At 58.5% G+C, this 16,866-nt stretch carries 18 protein-coding genes; 7 read left to right on the forward strand and 11 right to left on the reverse strand.

The annotated features are described in order from the left end of the window. Positions 1 to 2 precede the first annotated feature (2 nt). Both ACR0NZ_RS05020 and ACR0NZ_RS05025 read right to left on the reverse strand, forming a co-directional pair. Complete coding sequence (locus ACR0NZ_RS05020; RefSeq protein WP_480517295.1) at positions 3 to 782, reverse strand: SDR family oxidoreductase; 780 nt, start codon at positions 780 to 782, stop codon at positions 3 to 5. A 72-nt stretch (positions 783 to 854) separates the two neighbouring features. Next, positions 855 to 1,217 (reverse strand): SnoaL-like domain-containing protein, encoded by a 363-nt coding sequence (locus ACR0NZ_RS05025; protein WP_480517297.1) that lies wholly within the window; start codon positions 1,215 to 1,217, stop codon positions 855 to 857. A 109-nt stretch (positions 1,218 to 1,326) separates the two neighbouring features. Here ACR0NZ_RS05025 and ACR0NZ_RS05030 point away from each other — a divergent pair, with 109 nt between their 5' ends. From ACR0NZ_RS05030 to ACR0NZ_RS05045, 4 genes are all read left to right on the forward strand, one after another. Further along, positions 1,327 to 2,931 (forward strand): peptide chain release factor 3, encoded by a 1,605-nt coding sequence (locus tag ACR0NZ_RS05030; protein ID WP_480517299.1) that lies wholly within the window; start codon positions 1,327 to 1,329, stop codon positions 2,929 to 2,931. Between the two features lie 49 nt (positions 2,932 to 2,980). Continuing rightward, the gene (locus ACR0NZ_RS05035) at positions 2,981 to 3,724 is read left to right on the forward strand and encodes a hypothetical protein (RefSeq protein ID WP_480517301.1); all 744 of its coding nucleotides are present in this window, start codon (positions 2,981 to 2,983) and stop codon (positions 3,722 to 3,724) included. After that, positions 3,721 to 4,650: a glycosyltransferase family 2 protein gene (locus tag ACR0NZ_RS05040; protein WP_480517303.1), complete on the forward strand. Its 930-nt coding sequence runs from the start codon at positions 3,721 to 3,723 to the stop codon at positions 4,648 to 4,650. Before ACR0NZ_RS05035 ends, ACR0NZ_RS05040 begins: the two co-directional genes overlap by 4 nt. Before the next feature lie 186 nt (positions 4,651 to 4,836). Further along, positions 4,837 to 6,183 carry a DEAD/DEAH box helicase gene (locus ACR0NZ_RS05045; RefSeq protein ID WP_480517305.1) on the forward strand — a complete coding sequence of 449 codons (1,347 nt, stop codon included), beginning with the start codon at positions 4,837 to 4,839 and terminating at the stop codon, positions 6,181 to 6,183. Here the strand turns inward: ACR0NZ_RS05045 and ACR0NZ_RS05050 are convergent. The 3 genes from ACR0NZ_RS05050 to ACR0NZ_RS05060 are packed head-to-tail and all read right to left on the reverse strand — an operon-like array spanning position 6,180 to position 8,202. Beyond that, positions 6,180 to 7,082, reverse strand: coding sequence for an EamA family transporter (locus ACR0NZ_RS05050; RefSeq protein ID WP_480517307.1), 903 nt, complete (start codon positions 7,080 to 7,082; stop codon positions 6,180 to 6,182). The genes ACR0NZ_RS05045 and ACR0NZ_RS05050 overlap by 4 nt on opposite strands. A 21-nt stretch (positions 7,083 to 7,103) precedes the next feature. Then, positions 7,104 to 8,006: a fatty acid desaturase gene (locus tag ACR0NZ_RS05055; protein ID WP_480517309.1), complete on the reverse strand. Its 903-nt coding sequence runs from the start codon at positions 8,004 to 8,006 to the stop codon at positions 7,104 to 7,106. Beyond that, positions 7,999 to 8,202, reverse strand: coding sequence for a DUF2061 domain-containing protein (locus ACR0NZ_RS05060; protein WP_267366130.1), 204 nt, complete (start codon positions 8,200 to 8,202; stop codon positions 7,999 to 8,001). Before ACR0NZ_RS05060 ends, ACR0NZ_RS05055 begins: the two co-directional genes overlap by 8 nt. Positions 8,203 to 8,310: 108 nt before the next feature. On the opposite strand from ACR0NZ_RS05060, the gene ACR0NZ_RS05065 reads away from it, so the two are divergent. Further along, positions 8,311 to 9,180, forward strand: a complete 870-nt coding sequence (locus tag ACR0NZ_RS05065) for a helix-turn-helix domain-containing protein (protein WP_480517310.1) — start codon at positions 8,311 to 8,313, stop codon at positions 9,178 to 9,180. 79 nt (positions 9,181 to 9,259) lie between these two features. Continuing rightward, the gene (locus ACR0NZ_RS05070; protein WP_480493037.1) at positions 9,260 to 9,442 is read left to right on the forward strand and encodes a hypothetical protein; all 183 of its coding nucleotides are present in this window, start codon (positions 9,260 to 9,262) and stop codon (positions 9,440 to 9,442) included. Position 9,443: 1 nt separating this feature from the next. Here ACR0NZ_RS05070 and ACR0NZ_RS05075 read toward each other — a convergent pair whose 3' ends face one another. The 3 genes from ACR0NZ_RS05075 to bcoG form a co-directional block, all read right to left on the reverse strand. After that, positions 9,444 to 10,202: an SDR family oxidoreductase gene (locus tag ACR0NZ_RS05075; RefSeq protein ID WP_480517311.1), complete on the reverse strand. Its 759-nt coding sequence runs from the start codon at positions 10,200 to 10,202 to the stop codon at positions 9,444 to 9,446. After that, a complete protein-coding gene (locus ACR0NZ_RS05080) occupies positions 10,199 to 11,665 on the reverse strand; it encodes a carnitine 3-dehydrogenase (protein ID WP_480517758.1) in 1,467 nt (488 codons plus the stop codon). The genes ACR0NZ_RS05075 and ACR0NZ_RS05080 overlap by 4 nt, the downstream gene beginning before the upstream one ends. An 86-nt stretch (positions 11,666 to 11,751) precedes the next feature. Next, positions 11,752 to 12,666: a 3-dehydrocarnitine:acetyl-CoA trimethylamine transferase BcoG gene (gene bcoG, locus ACR0NZ_RS05085; protein WP_480517312.1), complete on the reverse strand. Its 915-nt coding sequence runs from the start codon at positions 12,664 to 12,666 to the stop codon at positions 11,752 to 11,754. A 133-nt stretch (positions 12,667 to 12,799) separates the two neighbouring features. On the opposite strand from bcoG, the gene ACR0NZ_RS05090 reads away from it, so the two are divergent. Then, positions 12,800 to 13,786: a GlxA family transcriptional regulator gene (locus ACR0NZ_RS05090; RefSeq protein ID WP_480517314.1), complete on the forward strand. Its 987-nt coding sequence runs from the start codon at positions 12,800 to 12,802 to the stop codon at positions 13,784 to 13,786. A 67-nt stretch (positions 13,787 to 13,853) separates the two neighbouring features. Here ACR0NZ_RS05090 and ACR0NZ_RS05095 read toward each other — a convergent pair whose 3' ends face one another. From ACR0NZ_RS05095 to ACR0NZ_RS05105, 3 genes are read right to left on the reverse strand one after another with little or no spacing between them, the layout of a single operon-like run. After that, positions 13,854 to 14,900, reverse strand: a complete 1,047-nt coding sequence (locus ACR0NZ_RS05095; protein ID WP_480517316.1) for an aldo/keto reductase — start codon at positions 14,898 to 14,900, stop codon at positions 13,854 to 13,856. 29 nt (positions 14,901 to 14,929) lie between these two features. Beyond that, the gene (locus ACR0NZ_RS05100) at positions 14,930 to 15,388 is read right to left on the reverse strand and encodes a DNA polymerase III subunit chi (RefSeq protein WP_480493034.1); all 459 of its coding nucleotides are present in this window, start codon (positions 15,386 to 15,388) and stop codon (positions 14,930 to 14,932) included. A 4-nt stretch (positions 15,389 to 15,392) separates the two neighbouring features. After that, a complete protein-coding gene (locus ACR0NZ_RS05105) occupies positions 15,393 to 16,859 on the reverse strand; it encodes a leucyl aminopeptidase (protein WP_480517317.1) in 1,467 nt (488 codons plus the stop codon). Between the last annotated feature and the right edge of the window lie 7 nt (positions 16,860 to 16,866).

Consider the following 16,866-nt stretch of genomic DNA (forward strand, 5'->3'; position numbering starts at 1 on the left):
GGTCACATCGTCAAATTGGTTGCGCCACCATCCAGTAGAATGTTCTGACCAACGATGAACCCCGCATGTTGAGAGCACAGGAACGCGCAGGCAGACCCGAATTCCTGCCGCGTTCCATAGCGTCGCGCGGGAATGGTTGCCGAACGGTTTGCGCGTGCGTCTTCGATCGAGATGCCTTGCTGGGAAGCCACGCCGCTGTCCAGCGCATCCGCACGATCCGTTGCGTGAATGCCGGGCAGCAGGTTGTTGATGGTCACACCATGCGGTGCAACCTGGCGTGAAGTTCCTGCGACATATCCGGTCAAACCCGTGCGGGCTGCATTCGAAAGCCCCAGCACCGCAATTGGCGCGCGCACGGATTGTGAGGTGACGTTCACCACCCGCCCCCAACCTTTGTCCATCATTCCGGGAAGCAGCGCTTTCATGAACGCAATGGGGGTCAACATATTGGCATCCAGCGCCTTGATGAAATCATCACGCTCCCAATCCGCCCATAACCCCGGCAGCGGTCCACCGGCATTTGTCACAAGAATATCAACGCCCTGCGCCGCTTCGATCACCTTCGCCTGCCCTTCCGCAGTCGTCACGTCACAAGCGACTGTTTGTACCTCGACGCCATGCTCTGACCTGAGGCGTGCCGCCTCGCTCTCCAAAGCGTCCGAACCACGCGCATTCATCACAAGATTTACGCCAGCCTCAGCCAAAGCCTCGGCACAGCCCAAACCCAGCCCTTTGCTACTGGCACAGACCAGCGCGCGCTTTCCTTTTATACCAAGATCCATCGGATCCTCCCTGTCAGTCATTGCCGCATGTCTAGCATCGGCCAGACAGGGAAGACCAGAAATGGCTTGGGATCAGTAGAAGAACTCTTCCCGCACGATCTTGCCATCTGCGACGTGATAGACACCCACTTCACGCATATCGAAGGATTCGCCGGTTTCCTTTACCTTGCCCTGCACTTCAAAAATCACCGCAAAACGGTCTTCGCCGTGTACAAACGGATCGCTGACCGAAGCGCCCGAAACCTCGTGGGCGCCTTCCCACCATTCATGTTTGCCTCGGATCGCATCACGCCCCTGTATTTCGCGCCCCATGCCTGAGTAATCGACCGCTTCAACAGAAACTGCGTCTGACGCATACAATTTCTCAAGATTTTCCTTGGCGCGGTCCTCGCGGCAGCCGGCCACCAACTCGTTGGCAATCTCTTTCAAATCCATTGGTCTTCTCCACAATTTGTTCACTATATGTTCTTATTGCCACAAGCCTATGATTCGAACCAGCCCCTTTGTCTTGCTTCGGCAGGATTCCCCGCCTATACGCGCGGTCATGCTTGATACCTCGAACCAACCTACCCTGCCGCCCGAGATTGCCCGTCGCCGGACATTCGCCATCATCTCGCACCCGGATGCGGGCAAGACGACGCTGACGGAAAAGTTCCTGCTTTACGGGGGAGCCATTCAGATGGCTGGTCAGGTGCGCGCCAAGGGCGAGGCACGGCGGACACGCTCGGACTTCATGCAGATGGAGAAGGATCGCGGCATCTCGGTCTCGGCCTCGGCAATGTCCTTCGATTACGGGAATTTCCGGTTCAATCTGGTGGACACGCCCGGCCACAGCGATTTCTCGGAAGATACCTACCGCACACTGACGGCCGTGGATGCGGCCGTGATGGTGATCGACGGCGCCAAAGGTGTCGAAAGCCAGACGCAAAAATTGTTCGAGGTCTGCCGCCTGCGCGATCTGCCGATTCTGACCTTTTGCAACAAGATGGACCGAGAAAGCCGCGATACGTTCGAGATCATCGACGAAATTCAAGAGATGCTGGCCATCGACGTCACCCCCGCCGCGTGGCCGATTGGCGTGGGTCGCGATTTTATCGGCTGTTACGACATGCTGCGTGACCGGCTGGAGCTGATGGACCGCGCCGACCGCAACAAGGTGGCCGAGAGCATCGAAATTAACGGGCTTGATGACCCGAAACTGTCGGAACATGTTCCTGCACACCTGCTGGAAAAGCTGCTGGAAGAGGTTGAGATGGCGCGCGAGTTGCTGCCCGCGCTGAACCCGCAGGCGGTGCTTGAAGGGCATATGACCCCGATCTGGTTCGGCTCGGCCATCAACTCGTTCGGCGTCAAGGAACTGATGGAAGGCATCGGCGCATATGGCCCACAGCCGCAGGTGCAATCAGCCGAACCCCGCCAGATCTCGCCGGATGAAAAGAAGGTCGCAGGCTTTGTTTTCAAAGTGCAGGCCAATATGGACCCCAAGCATCGCGACCGGGTGGCATTTGTCCGCATGGCATCAGGCCATTTCAAACGCGGCATGAAACTGACCCATGTGCGGTCGAAGAAACCGATGGCGATTTCAAACCCAGTGCTGTTTCTGGCCTCAGACCGGGAACTGGCTGAAGAGGCCTGGGCCGGAGATATCATCGGCATTCCCAACCACGGCCAGCTTCGCATCGGTGACACGCTGACCGAAGGTGAAGCGCTGCGCGTCACCGGCATCCCCTCTTTCGCACCGGAACTGCTGCAAGGCGTCCGTGCGGGTGACCCGATGAAGGCCAAGCATCTGGAAAAGGCCCTTATGCAGTTTGCCGAAGAAGGCGCGGCAAAGGTGTTCAAACCTTCAATTGGCTCAGGCTTTATCGTGGGTGTCGTCGGCGCGCTGCAATTCGAGGTGCTCGCCAGCCGGATCGAGATGGAATACGGCTTGCCTGTGCGTTTCGAGGCGTCTCAGTTCACCTCGGCCCGCTGGGTCAGCGGTGACAAGGCTGAGGTCGAAAAGTTTGTGAATGCAAACAAGCAGCACATCGCGCACGACCATGACGGCGACATTGTCTATCTGACCCGGCTGCAATGGGACATCGACCGGGTGGTTCGGGACTATCCCGCCCTGAATCTGACCGCCACCAAAGAGATGATGGTGTGATCCAACTGACTGATTGCACAGCCAAGTCAGCCTGTGCAATTCTGCGCGCATGAACAAGGATGAACTGACTTTCCCCGGCGGTCTTCCAGACATGCTGGACAGGTATGAGAACCGGCGCAGCCCGTTTCAGTTCGGCACCACCTCTTTGCCTGACCTTGACATTGACCTTATTGAACTGGCCGGTCGAACATTGCCCGAAAGTGCGACTGTGCCCCCGCCGAAGCCCAGTACAAGTTGGGATCGCAAGCGTGCTCAGATTGCGCGGGAATTTGTCGGAAACTCGGAACTTGCCTTCCTGAATGCCCAGCTGATCTCGAACTTGCGAAAGCGGTCCTTCCCGCGTCACGCCCCGCTTCTGTTTTGTCGCCTCTGGGACGAACAGTCGGACCACCTTCTGTCCACGCTTGATTTGCGATGGCTGGTCTCGTCGGTTCAGACCTTTGCGGACCACGGTCAAACTGCAACTCAGCGCGAGGTTGGTCACGCTTTGCGCATGTTGTTCGGCATGATGAAGCTATATGAGTTCGAAAGGCGCTTTTCGGGGCTGACCCCGGAAACACCGTTTCAACACCAGAATTTGAGAAGTGTCCCGCTGCCCTATCAGATGAAAGGGTTTTCCCTTGGAAGTGGCGGACTGGATGTCAATCTGATTGCTCCGGTCTGGACCAAGGCCCTAAGCGATACCACCATCGCGCCGCTGGTCGATCACTTGATGACCGAACTCAACAGAGATCCCGGCGGTATCTTTCGGCGCCTGAAACGCATGCGCGAAGTGCGCGCGCAGCGCACATGACCACATGGGGTGTCGTGTCGATGGTCAGGGGCCCGACCGAAGATGTCCTTCGGTTCGTGGCCCATCACCTCGATCTGGGCGCCGAGACCATCTATATCTATCTGGATGAGCCGAACCAGCGCACGTTCGAGGCGCTGAAGGCACATCCCGGTGTTTGCGTAAAGGTTTGCGATGACGCCTATTGGCAAAAGCTAAAACGCACGCGACCGGAAAAGCACCAAGTTCGCCAATCGGTCAACGCGACATACACCTATCGCGACACGCACCTGGATTGGCTGGTCCATATCGATGTTGACGAGTTTCTGTGGTCGCCGACCCCAATCTCGGATGTGTTGCGCGATATTCCGGACAAGGTTCACGCCGCCCGTGTCCGCCCAATCGAGGCGCTGGCAGGCGGTGAAGACCTGTACAAGGCTCATGTGCCACAAAGCCCGGCCCGTACAGAGTTGATTGAGATGCTTTATCCCAACTATGGGGCTTTCGTCCTTGGCGGGTTCCTAAGCCATGTACAGGGCAAGTTGTTTGTGCGCACGGGATTGAAACGTCTGAGTTTTCGTATCCACAACCTGTTTCAGAACGGGAAATTGCTACCGTGCAAATACGAGCTTGCTCAGGTCGATCTATGCCACCGCCACGCGCCGGACTGGGATCACTGGATCGCACATTATCCGTTCCGCATGGATCGCGGCTCGTATCAGGCTGGTATGGCCCCGAATGCCCCGCGCGAGATGGGGGGGCTGAACAAGAATGAATTGCTCAGCTGGATTGAATGCGAACACGGCGAGGATGGGCTGCGCGCGTTCTTCAACGAGATGAGCGGCGCTGACCCAGAAGTCCGCGCCCGGCTGGAGCAGAATGGGCTGATCCGCCACCGCGCATTGAATCTGGACGGGAAACTGGCGAAACACTTTCCCGGAAGCTGCTGAATTGTTGCGCAAAACTCGAACCTGTTTCAATCAAACCAAGATGCTGCGGTCTTCATTTGACCCCGACCCACGTATTTGTTATGTCCGCGTCCAAGCCGATATGCCGCATCACGGGCATGGCCATCCGGGCCCGGCACATCTTATACGCGCGGGCCAGGTCAAGTGTCCGCATTAAACCGGACTTACATGACAAAATTTAACGAACTGAACCTGAACCCGAAGGTCCTCAAAGCCATTGAGGAAGCCGGATACGAAACCCCAACTCCGATCCAGGCAGGTGCGATTCCACCCGCATTGGAAGGGCGCGATGTTTTGGGCATTGCCCAGACTGGTACTGGCAAAACCGCCAGCTTTGTTCTGCCGATGATCACACTGTTGGCCCGCGGTCGCGCACGTGCACGTATGCCACGTTCGTTGGTTTTATGCCCCACGCGTGAGCTGGCAGCGCAGGTAGCGGAGAACTTCGACACCTACACCAAGCACCTGAAACTGACCAAAGCACTGTTGATCGGCGGCGTCAGCTTCAAGGAACAGGATGCCCTGATCGACCGGGGCGTCGACGTACTGATCGCCACGCCGGGCCGTCTTCTGGATCATTTCGAGCGCGGCAAACTGTTGCTGACCGGTGTTCAGATCATGGTGGTGGATGAGGCGGACCGGATGCTGGATATGGGGTTCATCCCCGATATCGAGCGCATCTTCTCACTGACACCATTCACCCGGCAGACCCTGTTCTTCTCAGCGACAATGGCATCCGAGATCGAGCGGATCACCGATACGTTCCTGTCGGCCCCTGCCCGGATCGAAGTGGCCCGCCAGGCCACCGCATCCGAAACCATCGAACAGAGCGTCGTCATGTTCAAAGGTGGGCGCCGTGACCGCGAGGCCAGCAACAAGCGCGGCCTTCTGCGCGCGCTGATCGATGCCGAAGGTGACAAATGCACCAACGCGATCATCTTCTGCAACCGCAAGACAGATGTGGATATCTGCGCCAAGTCGCTGAAGAAATACGGTTACGACGCCGCCGCCATCCATGGCGATCTGGACCAGTCGCAGCGGATGAAAACATTGGATGGATTCCGTGACGGGTCCTTGCGCCTGCTGGTCGCCTCAGACGTGGCGGCACGCGGTCTGGATGTTCCGGCTGTCAGCCATGTGTTCAACTTCGACGTCCCCAGCCACCCCGAGGATTATGTGCACCGCATTGGCCGCACCGGTCGCGCCGGGCGCGAAGGCAAGGCCATCACAATCTGCTCGGGACGCGACGAAAAAGCACTGGTTGCGATCGAAAAGCTGATCCAGAAAGACATCCCGCGCATAGACAACCCGGTTCAGGAAGAGCCCAAGCCCGAACAGCCGAAGCCCGAGAAGAAGGCCAAGGCCCCCGAAAGCATGAAAGAAGGTAAAAAATATCGTGAGCCGAAGGGGCACAGTCGTGGGCGCAAGGAAGGCACCGGCCAGGCCGTCGTGGGCATGGGAGATCACCTGCCCAGCTTCATCGCGCTTAGCTTTGACGAACGTCGCGCCAGCTAGATTGCCAGCACAAGCGCTAAAATCGAGAACCCAAGCAACATCATCCCGGCGATCTCGCGCCGGGTGATCGTTTCTCGGAAGAATAGGATCGAAGCCATGAGGCTAAAGATCAACTCTACCTGCCCCAGAGCTTTGACGTAAGCCGCATTCTGCAAGGTGAAGGCCCAGAACCAGCAAAACGAGCCACCGAGGCTGGTCAGGCCGACGAACACTCCGGTATTCCGCGTCTGCCAGACTGCGTGCAGTTCTGCGCGGTCGCGCCACAGCAGCCATATTCCCATGCTGGTAAACTGGAATGTCACCACCGCTGCCAGTGTTACCAGCGCCCGGAACCACGCATCGATATCGCCCAGTTGCAGTGAAGCCCCACGATAGCTGACGGCGGAAAACGCAAACAAAACACCTGATCCAAGCCCCAATTGCGAAGCCCGATTGGTCAGATGGCGCCACCAGGGTCCGTCCCCTCCGGGTGTTTTTGACAACAAAAGCACAGCCATCAACCCCAACAGGATCGCGAACAATGCGCCGCGCGATACACTGTCCCCCAGGATCAAAAAGCCAACAATCGCGGTCTGGATCACTTCGGTTTTCTTGAAGGTAATTCCAACGGCAAAATTGCGTTGTTTGAACAGCGCCACCACGCAGATCGTAGCAAGGATTTGCGCTGTCCCGCCGATGACCGCGTAAAGCCAGAACAAACTGCTGAGCCGAGGCATGCTCGCCCCAGTTATCTGCAACGCAACACATAGCCCGATAACGGCCAACGGCATAGAATAGGCAAACCGCGCAAAAGTTGCACCTGCAGCAGACAGCTTCACGCTGGCCAGGGACTTTTGCAGCATGAAACGCACAGTCTGAAAACTGGCGGCGGCTATGGTGACAGGAATCCAGAGACTCATGCCACCCGTTGTGTCGTTAAATCAAGGCTTTGGCCAGAGAGGATGTGGCACAGGGTCTTTTGCGCGAACGAAATACTGCCGGAAGATCTGTGTATAGGACCGGTAAACATAAGCCTCATTGCAAGCCAAGTACCTGTCCTTTCCGTCCCGGTACAATGCAGGTAGGCGATACCAAGGAGCGGCCGGATTCATATGATGAACGACGTGCAGGTTATTGTTCAGAAAAAGAAAAGCCAAAGGTCCGCTATCTTCGATGATCACCGTGCGGGCACGGGATTTTTCATGTGCACGATGTTCAAGAAACGTGCGGATCTTCAAAAGCGACAACCCCAGATAGGCTGCGATCAGATAGGCCCAGGCCGGCATGGCCGATTGCGCAACCACCCACAGCACCGCCGCCGCACCGGGCAAATGCAAAGCCCATCCTAGCAGGATCGCCTTGTCCCCGCGCATAAATCCACGCCATTCGTCCCGCATAAACAGAACCTGACCAAGAGCAGGACCCAACACCATCCGCCCCAACAGCGTGTTGTTCAGGCTCAAGATCATCTGCGCCAGCCGCGGCAATCCCGACCAGATATGCGGGTCCAGATAATTCGATTCCGGGTCGTCATAAGGGTCCGTCAGGGTGGCATCCTGATGATGCGCCAGATGCAGGTCCCGAAAGCGGCTATACGGAATGGCCAATGTCAACGGCAGTGCCATCAACGTCTCGTTCAGCCATTTGGCACGAAAGGGGTGCCCATGCAGGGCTTCATGCGTCAGTGACGAATGCAGAGCCGCAACGACACCCAGAGCCGGGACTGCCAACCACAAGGATGCAAGCGCCAACCAAAACAAACCGGCAAGCCATGCCGCATAACACAAGACAATCAGGAATAACGTGCCCCATTCGGGTGATTTGGGTGCAGTGGGATCAGCCATTTCGTCCCCACGAAATGTTCGCCCAGATTCTTTCGTAAATCACGTACATCGTCAGGCCGATGGCCGTGTTCACCAACGCCAGCGCCCCTCCTACAGCGGCCGAGCCTGTTGCCAACAAGCCCACCATTGTCATGATCGCCAACCCCATCGCATTCCAAACGATTGCTTTCACGACTGATCTTCGCCGCGTTTCCATTCCGAACCCCGTTCCTTTTTCTTACTCAAAAGCGTTACATCCGGACCCCAGTATTGGAAATTCTGAATATGATTAACAAAATTCAACAACAGTGATAAAAATCATGACATGCAGGGAAATATCGACAAGCGCGATCGCGCCTCCCAGTTTCGTCTCCGCCTAGCCCGCGCGATGGAAGAGCGCCATGTCAGCCAAAGTGCCCTTGCGCGCTATATTGGCGTTGACCGCTCGACCGTTTCCCAATTGCTGACAGATAATGGTGCTCGGTTGCCCAACGCACATGTTGTTGGCGGATGCGCAGCGGCGCTTGGTGTATCGGCCGACTGGTTGCTGAGCCTTTCCGACAGGCCGGAAAGCGCGGCTGAGCTTCTGGCAAGCTCGCTGACCTTTACCGAGGCCCCCCGCGCCCTTGTCGATGAACGTATCTTCGAGTGGCATCAGGAGGCCGCCGGGTACAAAATCCGCTATGTCCCGGCCACCTTGCCCGACATGCTCAAGACGCGTGCGATACTGGAATGGGAATACGCCCCGCATCTGGGCCGGACCGCTGATCAAGCCATCGGCGCGTCGGCGGATCGTCTGACTTGGATGCGCAGCGCCCAGTCGGACTATGAGATCGCCATGCCGTTATTCGAAATCGAAAGCTTTGCAAACGGCACCGGGTATTATCAAGATCTCAGCCCAGAGGTTCGGCTGGAACAGATCGATCACCTGTTGGCGCTGTGCGAACAGCTCTATCCGCGGATGCGCATCTATCTGTTTGACGCAAAACGGCTTTATTCGGCACCGGTAACGATTTTCGGCCCGCTACTCTGTGTATTCTACGCGGGAAGTCACTACATGGCCTTCCGCGACCGGGATCGGATCGAGACATTCTCACGCCATTTCGACACGCTGGTACGTGAGGCCGAAGTGGCCGCCCGGGATTTTCCGAACCACCTGCGTTGCCGCAGAACGGCGGTTTCCCGCGACGGGTGATGCAGCAGCGCTCAACCTGTGCTATTTTACTATGGCGCGAACCATAAGGCATTCCGAACACAGACGGAGGAGCACAGGAATGGACGCAATTCAAACCGCTCAATACGCACGTGCACTTTTTGCCGCCCATGGAGACCAAGCCGAGGCCGAAGCCGCGAAAAAAATGCGCGACTGCGAAGCTGCCGGGAATCGGCAAGAGGCCCAGGACTGGCAGGCGGTCCGTCGGACCATCCGCCAGATCCGTGGTCCAAACCAAGGCTGAGTTACAGTTTCGGGTCCGGGTTGACCGTGTGACCATCCACCGCGATCACCTGACCTGAAACCAGACGTGCCGCATCCGAGGCAAGGAATACTGCCATATCGGCGACATCCTGCGCTTCGACGAAGCGCCCCATAGAGGTGCCAGAGGCATAGCCCTGATAGACCTCTTCACGGGTCATGCCCTTGGCTGCGGCTTCACGGGTCAGGACGCCTTCCATCCGAGGGCCTTCAACTGCGCCCGGACAAATGGCATTGGCACGAATGCCATAGGGACCCAACTCCATGGCCAGCGTCTTCATCAACCCAATGACGGCCCATTTTGCCGACGCATAGGGTGCACGGAACGGGTAGCCATACTGCCCGGCTGTCGACGAGGTCAGAATGATACTGCCCGCCCGCGCCGATTTCATCAGCGGCGCTGCATGTTTTGCCGCCAGAAAAGCACCGTCCAGATTGACCGCGACACAAGCACGCCACGCGTCCAGATCAATATCCTCAATAGCATTTGTCGGGCCGGCAATACCGGCATTGGCGCAGAGCACATCCAACCCGCCCGTCGACCTGATGGCGTTAAATACCGCGCGCATGTCAGCCTCGTCCGCAACATCCGCTCGGTGCCCGGTCCAATGATCGGGCAAAGTATCCAACGCCGCCTGATCGATATCAGTAACTCGGACGTCATAGCCAACAGCGTCAAACGCCTCGGCCATGGCCCGGCCGACGCCTGACGCGCCAGCCGTCACCAAAACCCGGCGCGTCATGAAGGCTTCCTGATCGCCGCGCCTGCGCCTTCGGGGTAAGGCAACCCGGCCTGAGCCTTGGCAACCCGCGTCATAGCTGCCTCAATTTCAGCAGATGGCGGGCTGGGGCGACGGGTTTCCAGACTGACATGCAGCAGAAAACTTTCGCCCGTGGCCAGCAGCTTCTCGCCCTCGTACATGCTGTGGAACACGTGCAGTTTCTTGCCTTGCCCCAACAGCATCTGCGTGCGCACGTCGATTTTTGCACCAGCATGAGCTTCATCTACATAACGAATATGGTTCTCCGCCGTGAAATAGCTGCCACCCGAAGCGATGTAGTCCGCATCGCATCCGATGATTTCCATGAACCGATCGGTGGCAGCGGCAAAGGCCTCCAGATATTTCGCTTCGTTCATGTGGCCGTTGTAATCCGTCCAGTCCAGAGGAACAGCCCGCGACAGGGTCAGGATGGGCTGGCTCAGGTCCGCTTGATCCAGCGTCGGCAGCGCTCCGGGTTTCAACCGTGCATCATGTTGGTTCAGCACCGCACCCGCGCCGTAATTCTGCGCCTTGAGGGCCCGCATCATACCGACAAGGTTGTTATCGCGAATGCGCTCCAGCTCTCGGATCGAATGCATCCCGGATTGTGCGTCAGATTGATTGGCGATCAAATCGACCAGTTCGTCAGTGAACTCGGGAACATCCATCAACTTGGTCCAAGGCCATTTCAAGGCAGGCCCGAACTGCGCCATGAAATGCCGCATCCCCGCCTCGCCCCCGGCCACGCGGTAGGTTTCGAACAGACCCATCTGCGCCCAGCGGATGCCGAAACCCATTCGGATGGCCTCGTCAATTTCTTCGGTTGTCGCGATGCCATCCTTGACCAGCCAAAGCGCCTCGCGCCAGACAGCTTCCAGGAACCGGTCGGCGATATGCGCATCGATCTCTTTCCGGACATGCAACGGGAAGAACCCAAGCGATTTCAACAGGTCCTGGGCCTGTTTGATCATCTCGGGCGGGTTCTTGTCCGTTGGTACAAGCTCGATCAAAGGCAGCAGGTAAACCGGGTTGAAGGGGTGCGTCACCACGATCTGCTCGGGGCGCAGCGCTCCGTCCTGAAGTTCGGACGGCTTGAACCCGCTGGTCGAGGATCCAATGATCGCGCCCGGATCGCAAGCCTCCTGCAAGCCTTTGTAAACCTTCAGTTTCAGATCCAGACGCTCCGGCACGCTCTCCTGTATCCAACGCGCACCCTTAACCGCTTCGGCCATGTCGCTGTGAAAGCTCAGCGCACCCTCGGCTGGCAACGGAACGTCACTCAGCCCCGGCAAGGACCGTCTTGCGTTGTCCAACACCTCGCCAATCTTGCGTTCCGCCTCGGGATCAGGGTCAAACACCCGCACATCCCAGCCATTGAGCAGGAACCGCGCAGCCCATCCGCCGCCGATAACTCCGCCCCCAATAATTGCCGCCGTTTTCATGATTCCCCACCTACTGGCTGCTCATGTTTCATCTTTTTAGAAATACTCCGGGGGCTTGGGGGGCTGGCCCCCAAAAACCCGCGTGTCCATTATTTTGCAACAGGTGCCTGCTTGGTCAGCCCCAGCTTCGCACGGACTTCGTCAGGGCCGATCACGCGCGCGCCCATATTCTCGATGATGGATCCCGCACGTTCCACCAGTTGCCAGTTCTCGGCCATTACGCCCTTATCCAGCCACAGGTTGTCCTCAAGCCCAACGCGCACATTGCCGCCCGCCAGAACCGAAGCCGCGACAAACGGCATCTCGTTCCGTCCCAGCGAAAACGCGCTGAAGGTCCAGTCATCCGGCACGTTGTTCACCATCGCCATAAAAGTATTCAGATCATCCGGCGCGCCCCACGGTACCCCCATGCAAAGCTGGACCAGAGCGTTGGGTGCCAGAATCCCTTCCTTCACCAGTTGCTTTGCAAACCACAGGTGACCAGTGTCAAAGGCTTCGATCTCGGGCTTGACACCCAGATCGGTCATCATCTTGCCCATGGCGCGCAATGCCCCGGGCGTATTCGTCATAACATAATCGGCCTCGGCAAAGTTCATTGTGCCGCAGTCCAGGGTACAAATTTCGGGCAAACATTCGGCAATATGCGCCACGCGTTCCGATGCTCCGACCATGTCCGTGCCCGCGGCCACTGGAAACGGGTTTTCAACACCGCCGAACACGATATCGCCGCCCATCCCGGCCGTCAGATTCAATACGACGTCCACATCAGCGTCGCGGATGCGGTCCGTTACCTCGCGATACAGATCCAGCCGGCGGCTTGGCACGCCGGTCTCAGGGTCACGCACGTGGCAGTGAACCACTGCCGCCCCGGCCTTGGCGGCGGCAATCGCGCTGTCGGCGATCTGCCGCGGTGACCGCGGCACATGCGGACTGCGGTCCTGCGTTCCGCCCGAGCCGGTTACGGCACAGGTAATGAAGACTTCGCGGTTCATTTCCAGAGGCATGGTGTTTTCCCCAAGTTATACCCGGTTCTGCCTTGGGTTTTCCCCAGGCTTTTCCCCGGATTCCGATTTGCGTTCTGACCCGACTCTGGCGCAGCTTTGGGAAACCCACTTGGCAATATGCGAATCAAACTTGATGAAATCCGCAAAAAACATACTGCAACCGGAACACCGCGCCCTAAAAACTGCGGTGCTTGTACTGGACGAATGCAACACGCTCAGCTTTGCCTCTGCGGTGGACCCGATGCGGGCCGCGAACCGTCTGGCGGACCGCCCGGCCTTTGACTGGGACTATGTGACCGCGACGCCAGAACCCGCGGTGCTTACCAGTGCGTTGCAAGTGCCCGGTATCCCACTGGCCCGGTTGCAATCCTGCGACCTGATGATCGTGGTCGCCGGTTTCCAACTGGCCCGCCACGCCACCCCCAGCCTGCTGGCTGGTCTGCGGCGCATCGCGGGCACAGGCGCAACGATGGCAGGCATTGATGGCGGCCCGTGGCTCCTGGCCGAGGCCGGGCTACTGGATGGCCATCTGGCAACAACCCATTGGGAAGACCTCGAAAATTTTGCCACTCGGTTTCCCGAAGTTGATGTGCGCACCGATCGCTTCACCGTTTCCGGCAACCGCCTGACTTCGGGTGGCGCAATTCCGGCTGTAGAAATGATGCTGCACATCATCGCCGCCCGTCACGGCGCAAGTTTCGCCGCGCGCGTTGCAGGCCTGTTCCTTTACGATGGCGCTCCGGACCCCGGAAAACCGCAAAGCCGCACAGGCGCGCCACATCGCCACACAGCGCTGACGGCCAAGGCCAACTCGATGATGCAGGCGTCACTGGATGATCCCCTGCCGCTGGCCTTTATCGCAGACCGCCTGGGCACCAGCCCGCGGACGCTGCAACAACAGTTCCGCCTGCGCCTGAACACCACGCCGCAGGACCACTATCTGCAACTGCGCCTGGCCGAGGCCCGCCGTCTGGTCACCGACACCGACATGCCATTGATGGATGTGGCACTCGCCACCGGCTTCGCCTCACAATCCAGCTTTGCCCGCGCTTTCCGCACCGCCCACGGTCAATCGGCCCGCGACCTGAGACACGAACGCGCGCATCCCACCCATCACTGACCGGATCCCCCTTCATCTGGCCAAAAATATCCCGGGGGCGTCGCCAAAGGCGACGGGGCCAGAGCCCCTAAAACGGCATCGGGTGCGCCCGATGCGCCCTGCCGATCTCGGCCAACACATCCTTGGATAATTCTAGATCCACGCCCGCCAGAAGATGATCCAGCTGCGCGACGGTCGTGGCCCCGAAGATTGCCGACATCATGAAAGGGCGCGTCCGGCACCACGCCAGCGCCATATGCACCGGATCCAGACCATGCCGCGCGGCGATGTCCAGATAAGCTGCAACCGCCTCGAAAACACGACCGGATTTCCGGCCGCCCATCTCTGGCACAAATGACATACGCGATCCGTCGGGCACGCAGTCGTTTTGGTACTTTCCGGTCAAAAATCCTGCTGCCAAAGGGGAAAACGCCATCAGCCCAACATCTTCATGCACACTCAACTCACCCAGGTCGGTGTCGAAATGGCGGCACAGCAATGAATATTCGTTCTGCACAGATGCCACACGCGGCGCCCCCATCTGTTCGGCCAGCCGCAGCCATTGCGCGGTTCCCCAAGCACTTTCATTCGACAGGCCAAAGGCACGGATATTGCCCTTGTCCACCTGAGCCTGCAGTGCCTCAAGGCATTCCTGCATGTTGCTCAGCACTTCGTCTGTGTATTCGCCAGACGGCGCATAATCCCAATTCTGCCGAAACATATAGCTGCCCCGATTGGGCCAGTGGAACTGGTAGAGGTCGATGTACCCGGTCTGCAATCGTCGCAAAGACCCCTCAATCGCTTCGGGTATGGTGCGGGCGGTGATCGGCGCACCATCACGGACAAAGGACAGCCCCGCGCCGGAATGCTTGGTCGCCAGAACATAATCACCCCGGCGGGTAGGATTGGCGGCATTCCAGTTTCCCAAAATCTCTTCGGTGCGCCCGATCGTTTCCTTCGCGACAGGGTTCACCGGGTACATTTCGGCCGCGTCGACAAAGTTGATCCCCGCGTCCAGCGCCATATCCATCTGCCGGTGCGCATCCGTTTCAGATGTTTGAGAGCCAAATGTCATCGTGCCAAGGCACAGATCGCTCACCATAATTCCGGTACGGCCCAAAGGCTTCTTCTGCATCGTCGTATCTCCTGAAAATTGCGGGCCGGTCAGGCTTCGGCCTTTTTCTCCCACCGCCCGGACTCCTCCGACCAGTATTGTGCGGAACATCCGGCATCCGTCAGCGCTTTCCACTGCCCGCGCGCGTGTTGTACAGCCATGTCGTCATTGCCATCGAACAGGATACAAACCCGTTCCAGCGCGGCGACTTCTTCCGCCTCGACCGGCGCTCCATCCACGGCCATGATGCAGGTCGCGCCATTTCCCGCCACGGCGCTGGTGGTCAGCAGGATCGGCTGGTCCGCGTCATGCGGACCGCCTGCGCGACCATGGGGCACGAACCCGTCCTCGGGTCCCAGCCAAAGTTTTTCATCCAGCCAGTCCATCCGTGCAGGGTCAGTACCCCGCACGGCTATCCGCCACCCGGCTTGCCGCGCCTTGTCCAGCAGCGCAGGCAAGGTGTGCTCCAGCGGCTGGCGGGTCAGGTGGTAGAAATAGACAGCGCCCATATGCCTACTCGAAATTGTCCTGCACAAACCGGCTCAGTGCGCGTACGCCCCAGCCGGTGGCGCCTTTGGGCGCATAAGATGTCTCGTCGGCAACCGAGGCGACCCCCGCAATATCCAGGTGAATCCACGGCGTTTCCTCTTTCACGAAACGCTGCAGGAATTGCGCGGCGGTGACTGAACCCGCGGGACGACCGCCCACGTTTTTCATGTCGGCAATGCGCGATTTCAGCAATTTGTCATAGGCATCGCCCAATGGCATCCGCCAGGCGCCTTCATCCTCGGCCTTGGCTGATTTCAGAAAGGCATCGCAGAATGTGTCATTGTTCGAAAAGACACCAGCATTCTCATGGCCCAACCCGATAATGATCGCACCGGTCAAAGTTGCCAAGTCGATCATGCCGACCGGCTTGAACCGTTCCTGCGCGTACCACATCACGTCACACAGAACCAGGCGGCCCTCGGCGTCAGTGTTGATAATCTCGACCGTATCACCTTTCATAGACCTGACCACATCACCCGGACGGGTGGCGTTACCCGAGGGCATATTTTCGACCAGACCAACCAGCCCCACGACATTGGCTTTTGCCTTGCGCTTGGCCAGCGCGCGCATGGCGCCCGCAACAACTCCGGCTCCGCCCATGTCCATGGTCATCTCTTCCATGCCAGCAGCTGGTTTGAGCGAGATACCACCCGTGTCGAACACTACGCCTTTTCCGACCAAAGCCAGAGGCGCGTCGTCCTTGGCCCCGCCATTCCACTGCATCACCACCACTTTCGAAGGGCTGTCCGAGCCCTGCCCGACGCTTAGCAATGTGCGCATTCCCAACTCGGCCAGCTTGTCTTCGTCCAGCACTTCGACCTCAAGACCCAGCTCCTGCATCTCAACCAGACGGTCCGCGAATTCGGTAGTGGTCAAAACATTTGCCGGTTCATTGGTCAGATCGCGCGTCATCCGAACGCCATCAGCAATTGCATAGAGAGGTGCAAAATCTGCCTCGATCTCTGCAGGCTTTGCGTGGCTGATTGTCACTGTACCGGCCTTCTGGCTTTCCTTGGTTTTATGCGCGTCGAATTCATAGCTGCGCAGAACAATCCCCAGTGCCAGATCCTCGGCCCGCGCCTGATTGCCCACCATCACCAGCATGTCCTTGCCGCCTGCCAGCTTAGCCAGCGCCGCACCTGCCTTGCGGGCTTCGGCGGCCTCGGGGCGACGTGGCAGAACCAGAACATCCAGCGCCTCAGCCGCCATTCCGGCGGGCCATGCCATCGAGATGACATCACCTGTCTTGGACTTTCTGAAACTCTCGCTTTCAACAAGCCGCGCCAACCCGCCCTTTGTCAGACGGTTCGCCTTGCGGGCTGCCGGGCCCATCTTACCGTCATCCGGAATGATGATGGCGACGCGCCCTCCGGCCTGCGCCATAGCCTCCAGGTCAAACTCCTGAAAACGGATCGGTATCAGACTGCTCATTGTACAC

It is taken from the genome of Ruegeria sp. AE3, assembly GCF_056542225.1.

What these genes read in the sequence shown, in the direction of transcription:
- ACR0NZ_RS05070 (WP_480493037.1), top strand. Translation starts at nt 9,260, where the DNA reads ATGGACGCAATTCAAACCGCTCAATACGCACGTGCACTTTTTGCCGCC.
- bcoG (WP_480517312.1), bottom strand. Translation starts at nt 12,666, where the DNA reads ATGCCTCTGGAAATGAACCGCGAAGTCTTCATTACCTGTGCCGTAACC.
- ACR0NZ_RS05040 (WP_480517303.1), top strand. Translation starts at nt 3,721, where the DNA reads ATGACCACATGGGGTGTCGTGTCGATGGTCAGGGGCCCGACCGAAGAT.
- ACR0NZ_RS05105 (WP_480517317.1), bottom strand. Translation starts at nt 16,859, where the DNA reads ATGAGCAGTCTGATACCGATCCGTTTTCAGGAGTTTGACCTGGAGGCT.
- ACR0NZ_RS05100 (WP_480493034.1), bottom strand. Translation starts at nt 15,388, where the DNA reads ATGGGCGCTGTCTATTTCTACCACCTGACCCGCCAGCCGCTGGAGCAC.
- ACR0NZ_RS05055 (WP_480517309.1), bottom strand. Translation starts at nt 8,006, where the DNA reads ATGGCTGATCCCACTGCACCCAAATCACCCGAATGGGGCACGTTATTC.
- ACR0NZ_RS05090 (WP_480517314.1), top strand. Translation starts at nt 12,800, where the DNA reads ATGAAATCCGCAAAAAACATACTGCAACCGGAACACCGCGCCCTAAAA.
- ACR0NZ_RS05030 (WP_480517299.1), top strand. Translation starts at nt 1,327, where the DNA reads ATGCTTGATACCTCGAACCAACCTACCCTGCCGCCCGAGATTGCCCGT.
- ACR0NZ_RS05035 (WP_480517301.1), top strand. Translation starts at nt 2,981, where the DNA reads ATGAACAAGGATGAACTGACTTTCCCCGGCGGTCTTCCAGACATGCTG.
- ACR0NZ_RS05095 (WP_480517316.1), bottom strand. Translation starts at nt 14,900, where the DNA reads ATGCAGAAGAAGCCTTTGGGCCGTACCGGAATTATGGTGAGCGATCTG.
- ACR0NZ_RS05020 (WP_480517295.1), bottom strand. Translation starts at nt 782, where the DNA reads ATGGATCTTGGTATAAAAGGAAAGCGCGCGCTGGTCTGTGCCAGTAGC.
- ACR0NZ_RS05060 (WP_267366130.1), bottom strand. Translation starts at nt 8,202, where the DNA reads ATGGAAACGCGGCGAAGATCAGTCGTGAAAGCAATCGTTTGGAATGCG.
- ACR0NZ_RS05065 (WP_480517310.1), top strand. Translation starts at nt 8,311, where the DNA reads ATGCAGGGAAATATCGACAAGCGCGATCGCGCCTCCCAGTTTCGTCTC.
- ACR0NZ_RS05025 (WP_480517297.1), bottom strand. Translation starts at nt 1,217, where the DNA reads ATGGATTTGAAAGAGATTGCCAACGAGTTGGTGGCCGGCTGCCGCGAG.
- ACR0NZ_RS05075 (WP_480517311.1), bottom strand. Translation starts at nt 10,202, where the DNA reads ATGACGCGCCGGGTTTTGGTGACGGCTGGCGCGTCAGGCGTCGGCCGG.
- ACR0NZ_RS05045 (WP_480517305.1), top strand. Translation starts at nt 4,837, where the DNA reads ATGACAAAATTTAACGAACTGAACCTGAACCCGAAGGTCCTCAAAGCC.
- ACR0NZ_RS05050 (WP_480517307.1), bottom strand. Translation starts at nt 7,082, where the DNA reads ATGAGTCTCTGGATTCCTGTCACCATAGCCGCCGCCAGTTTTCAGACT.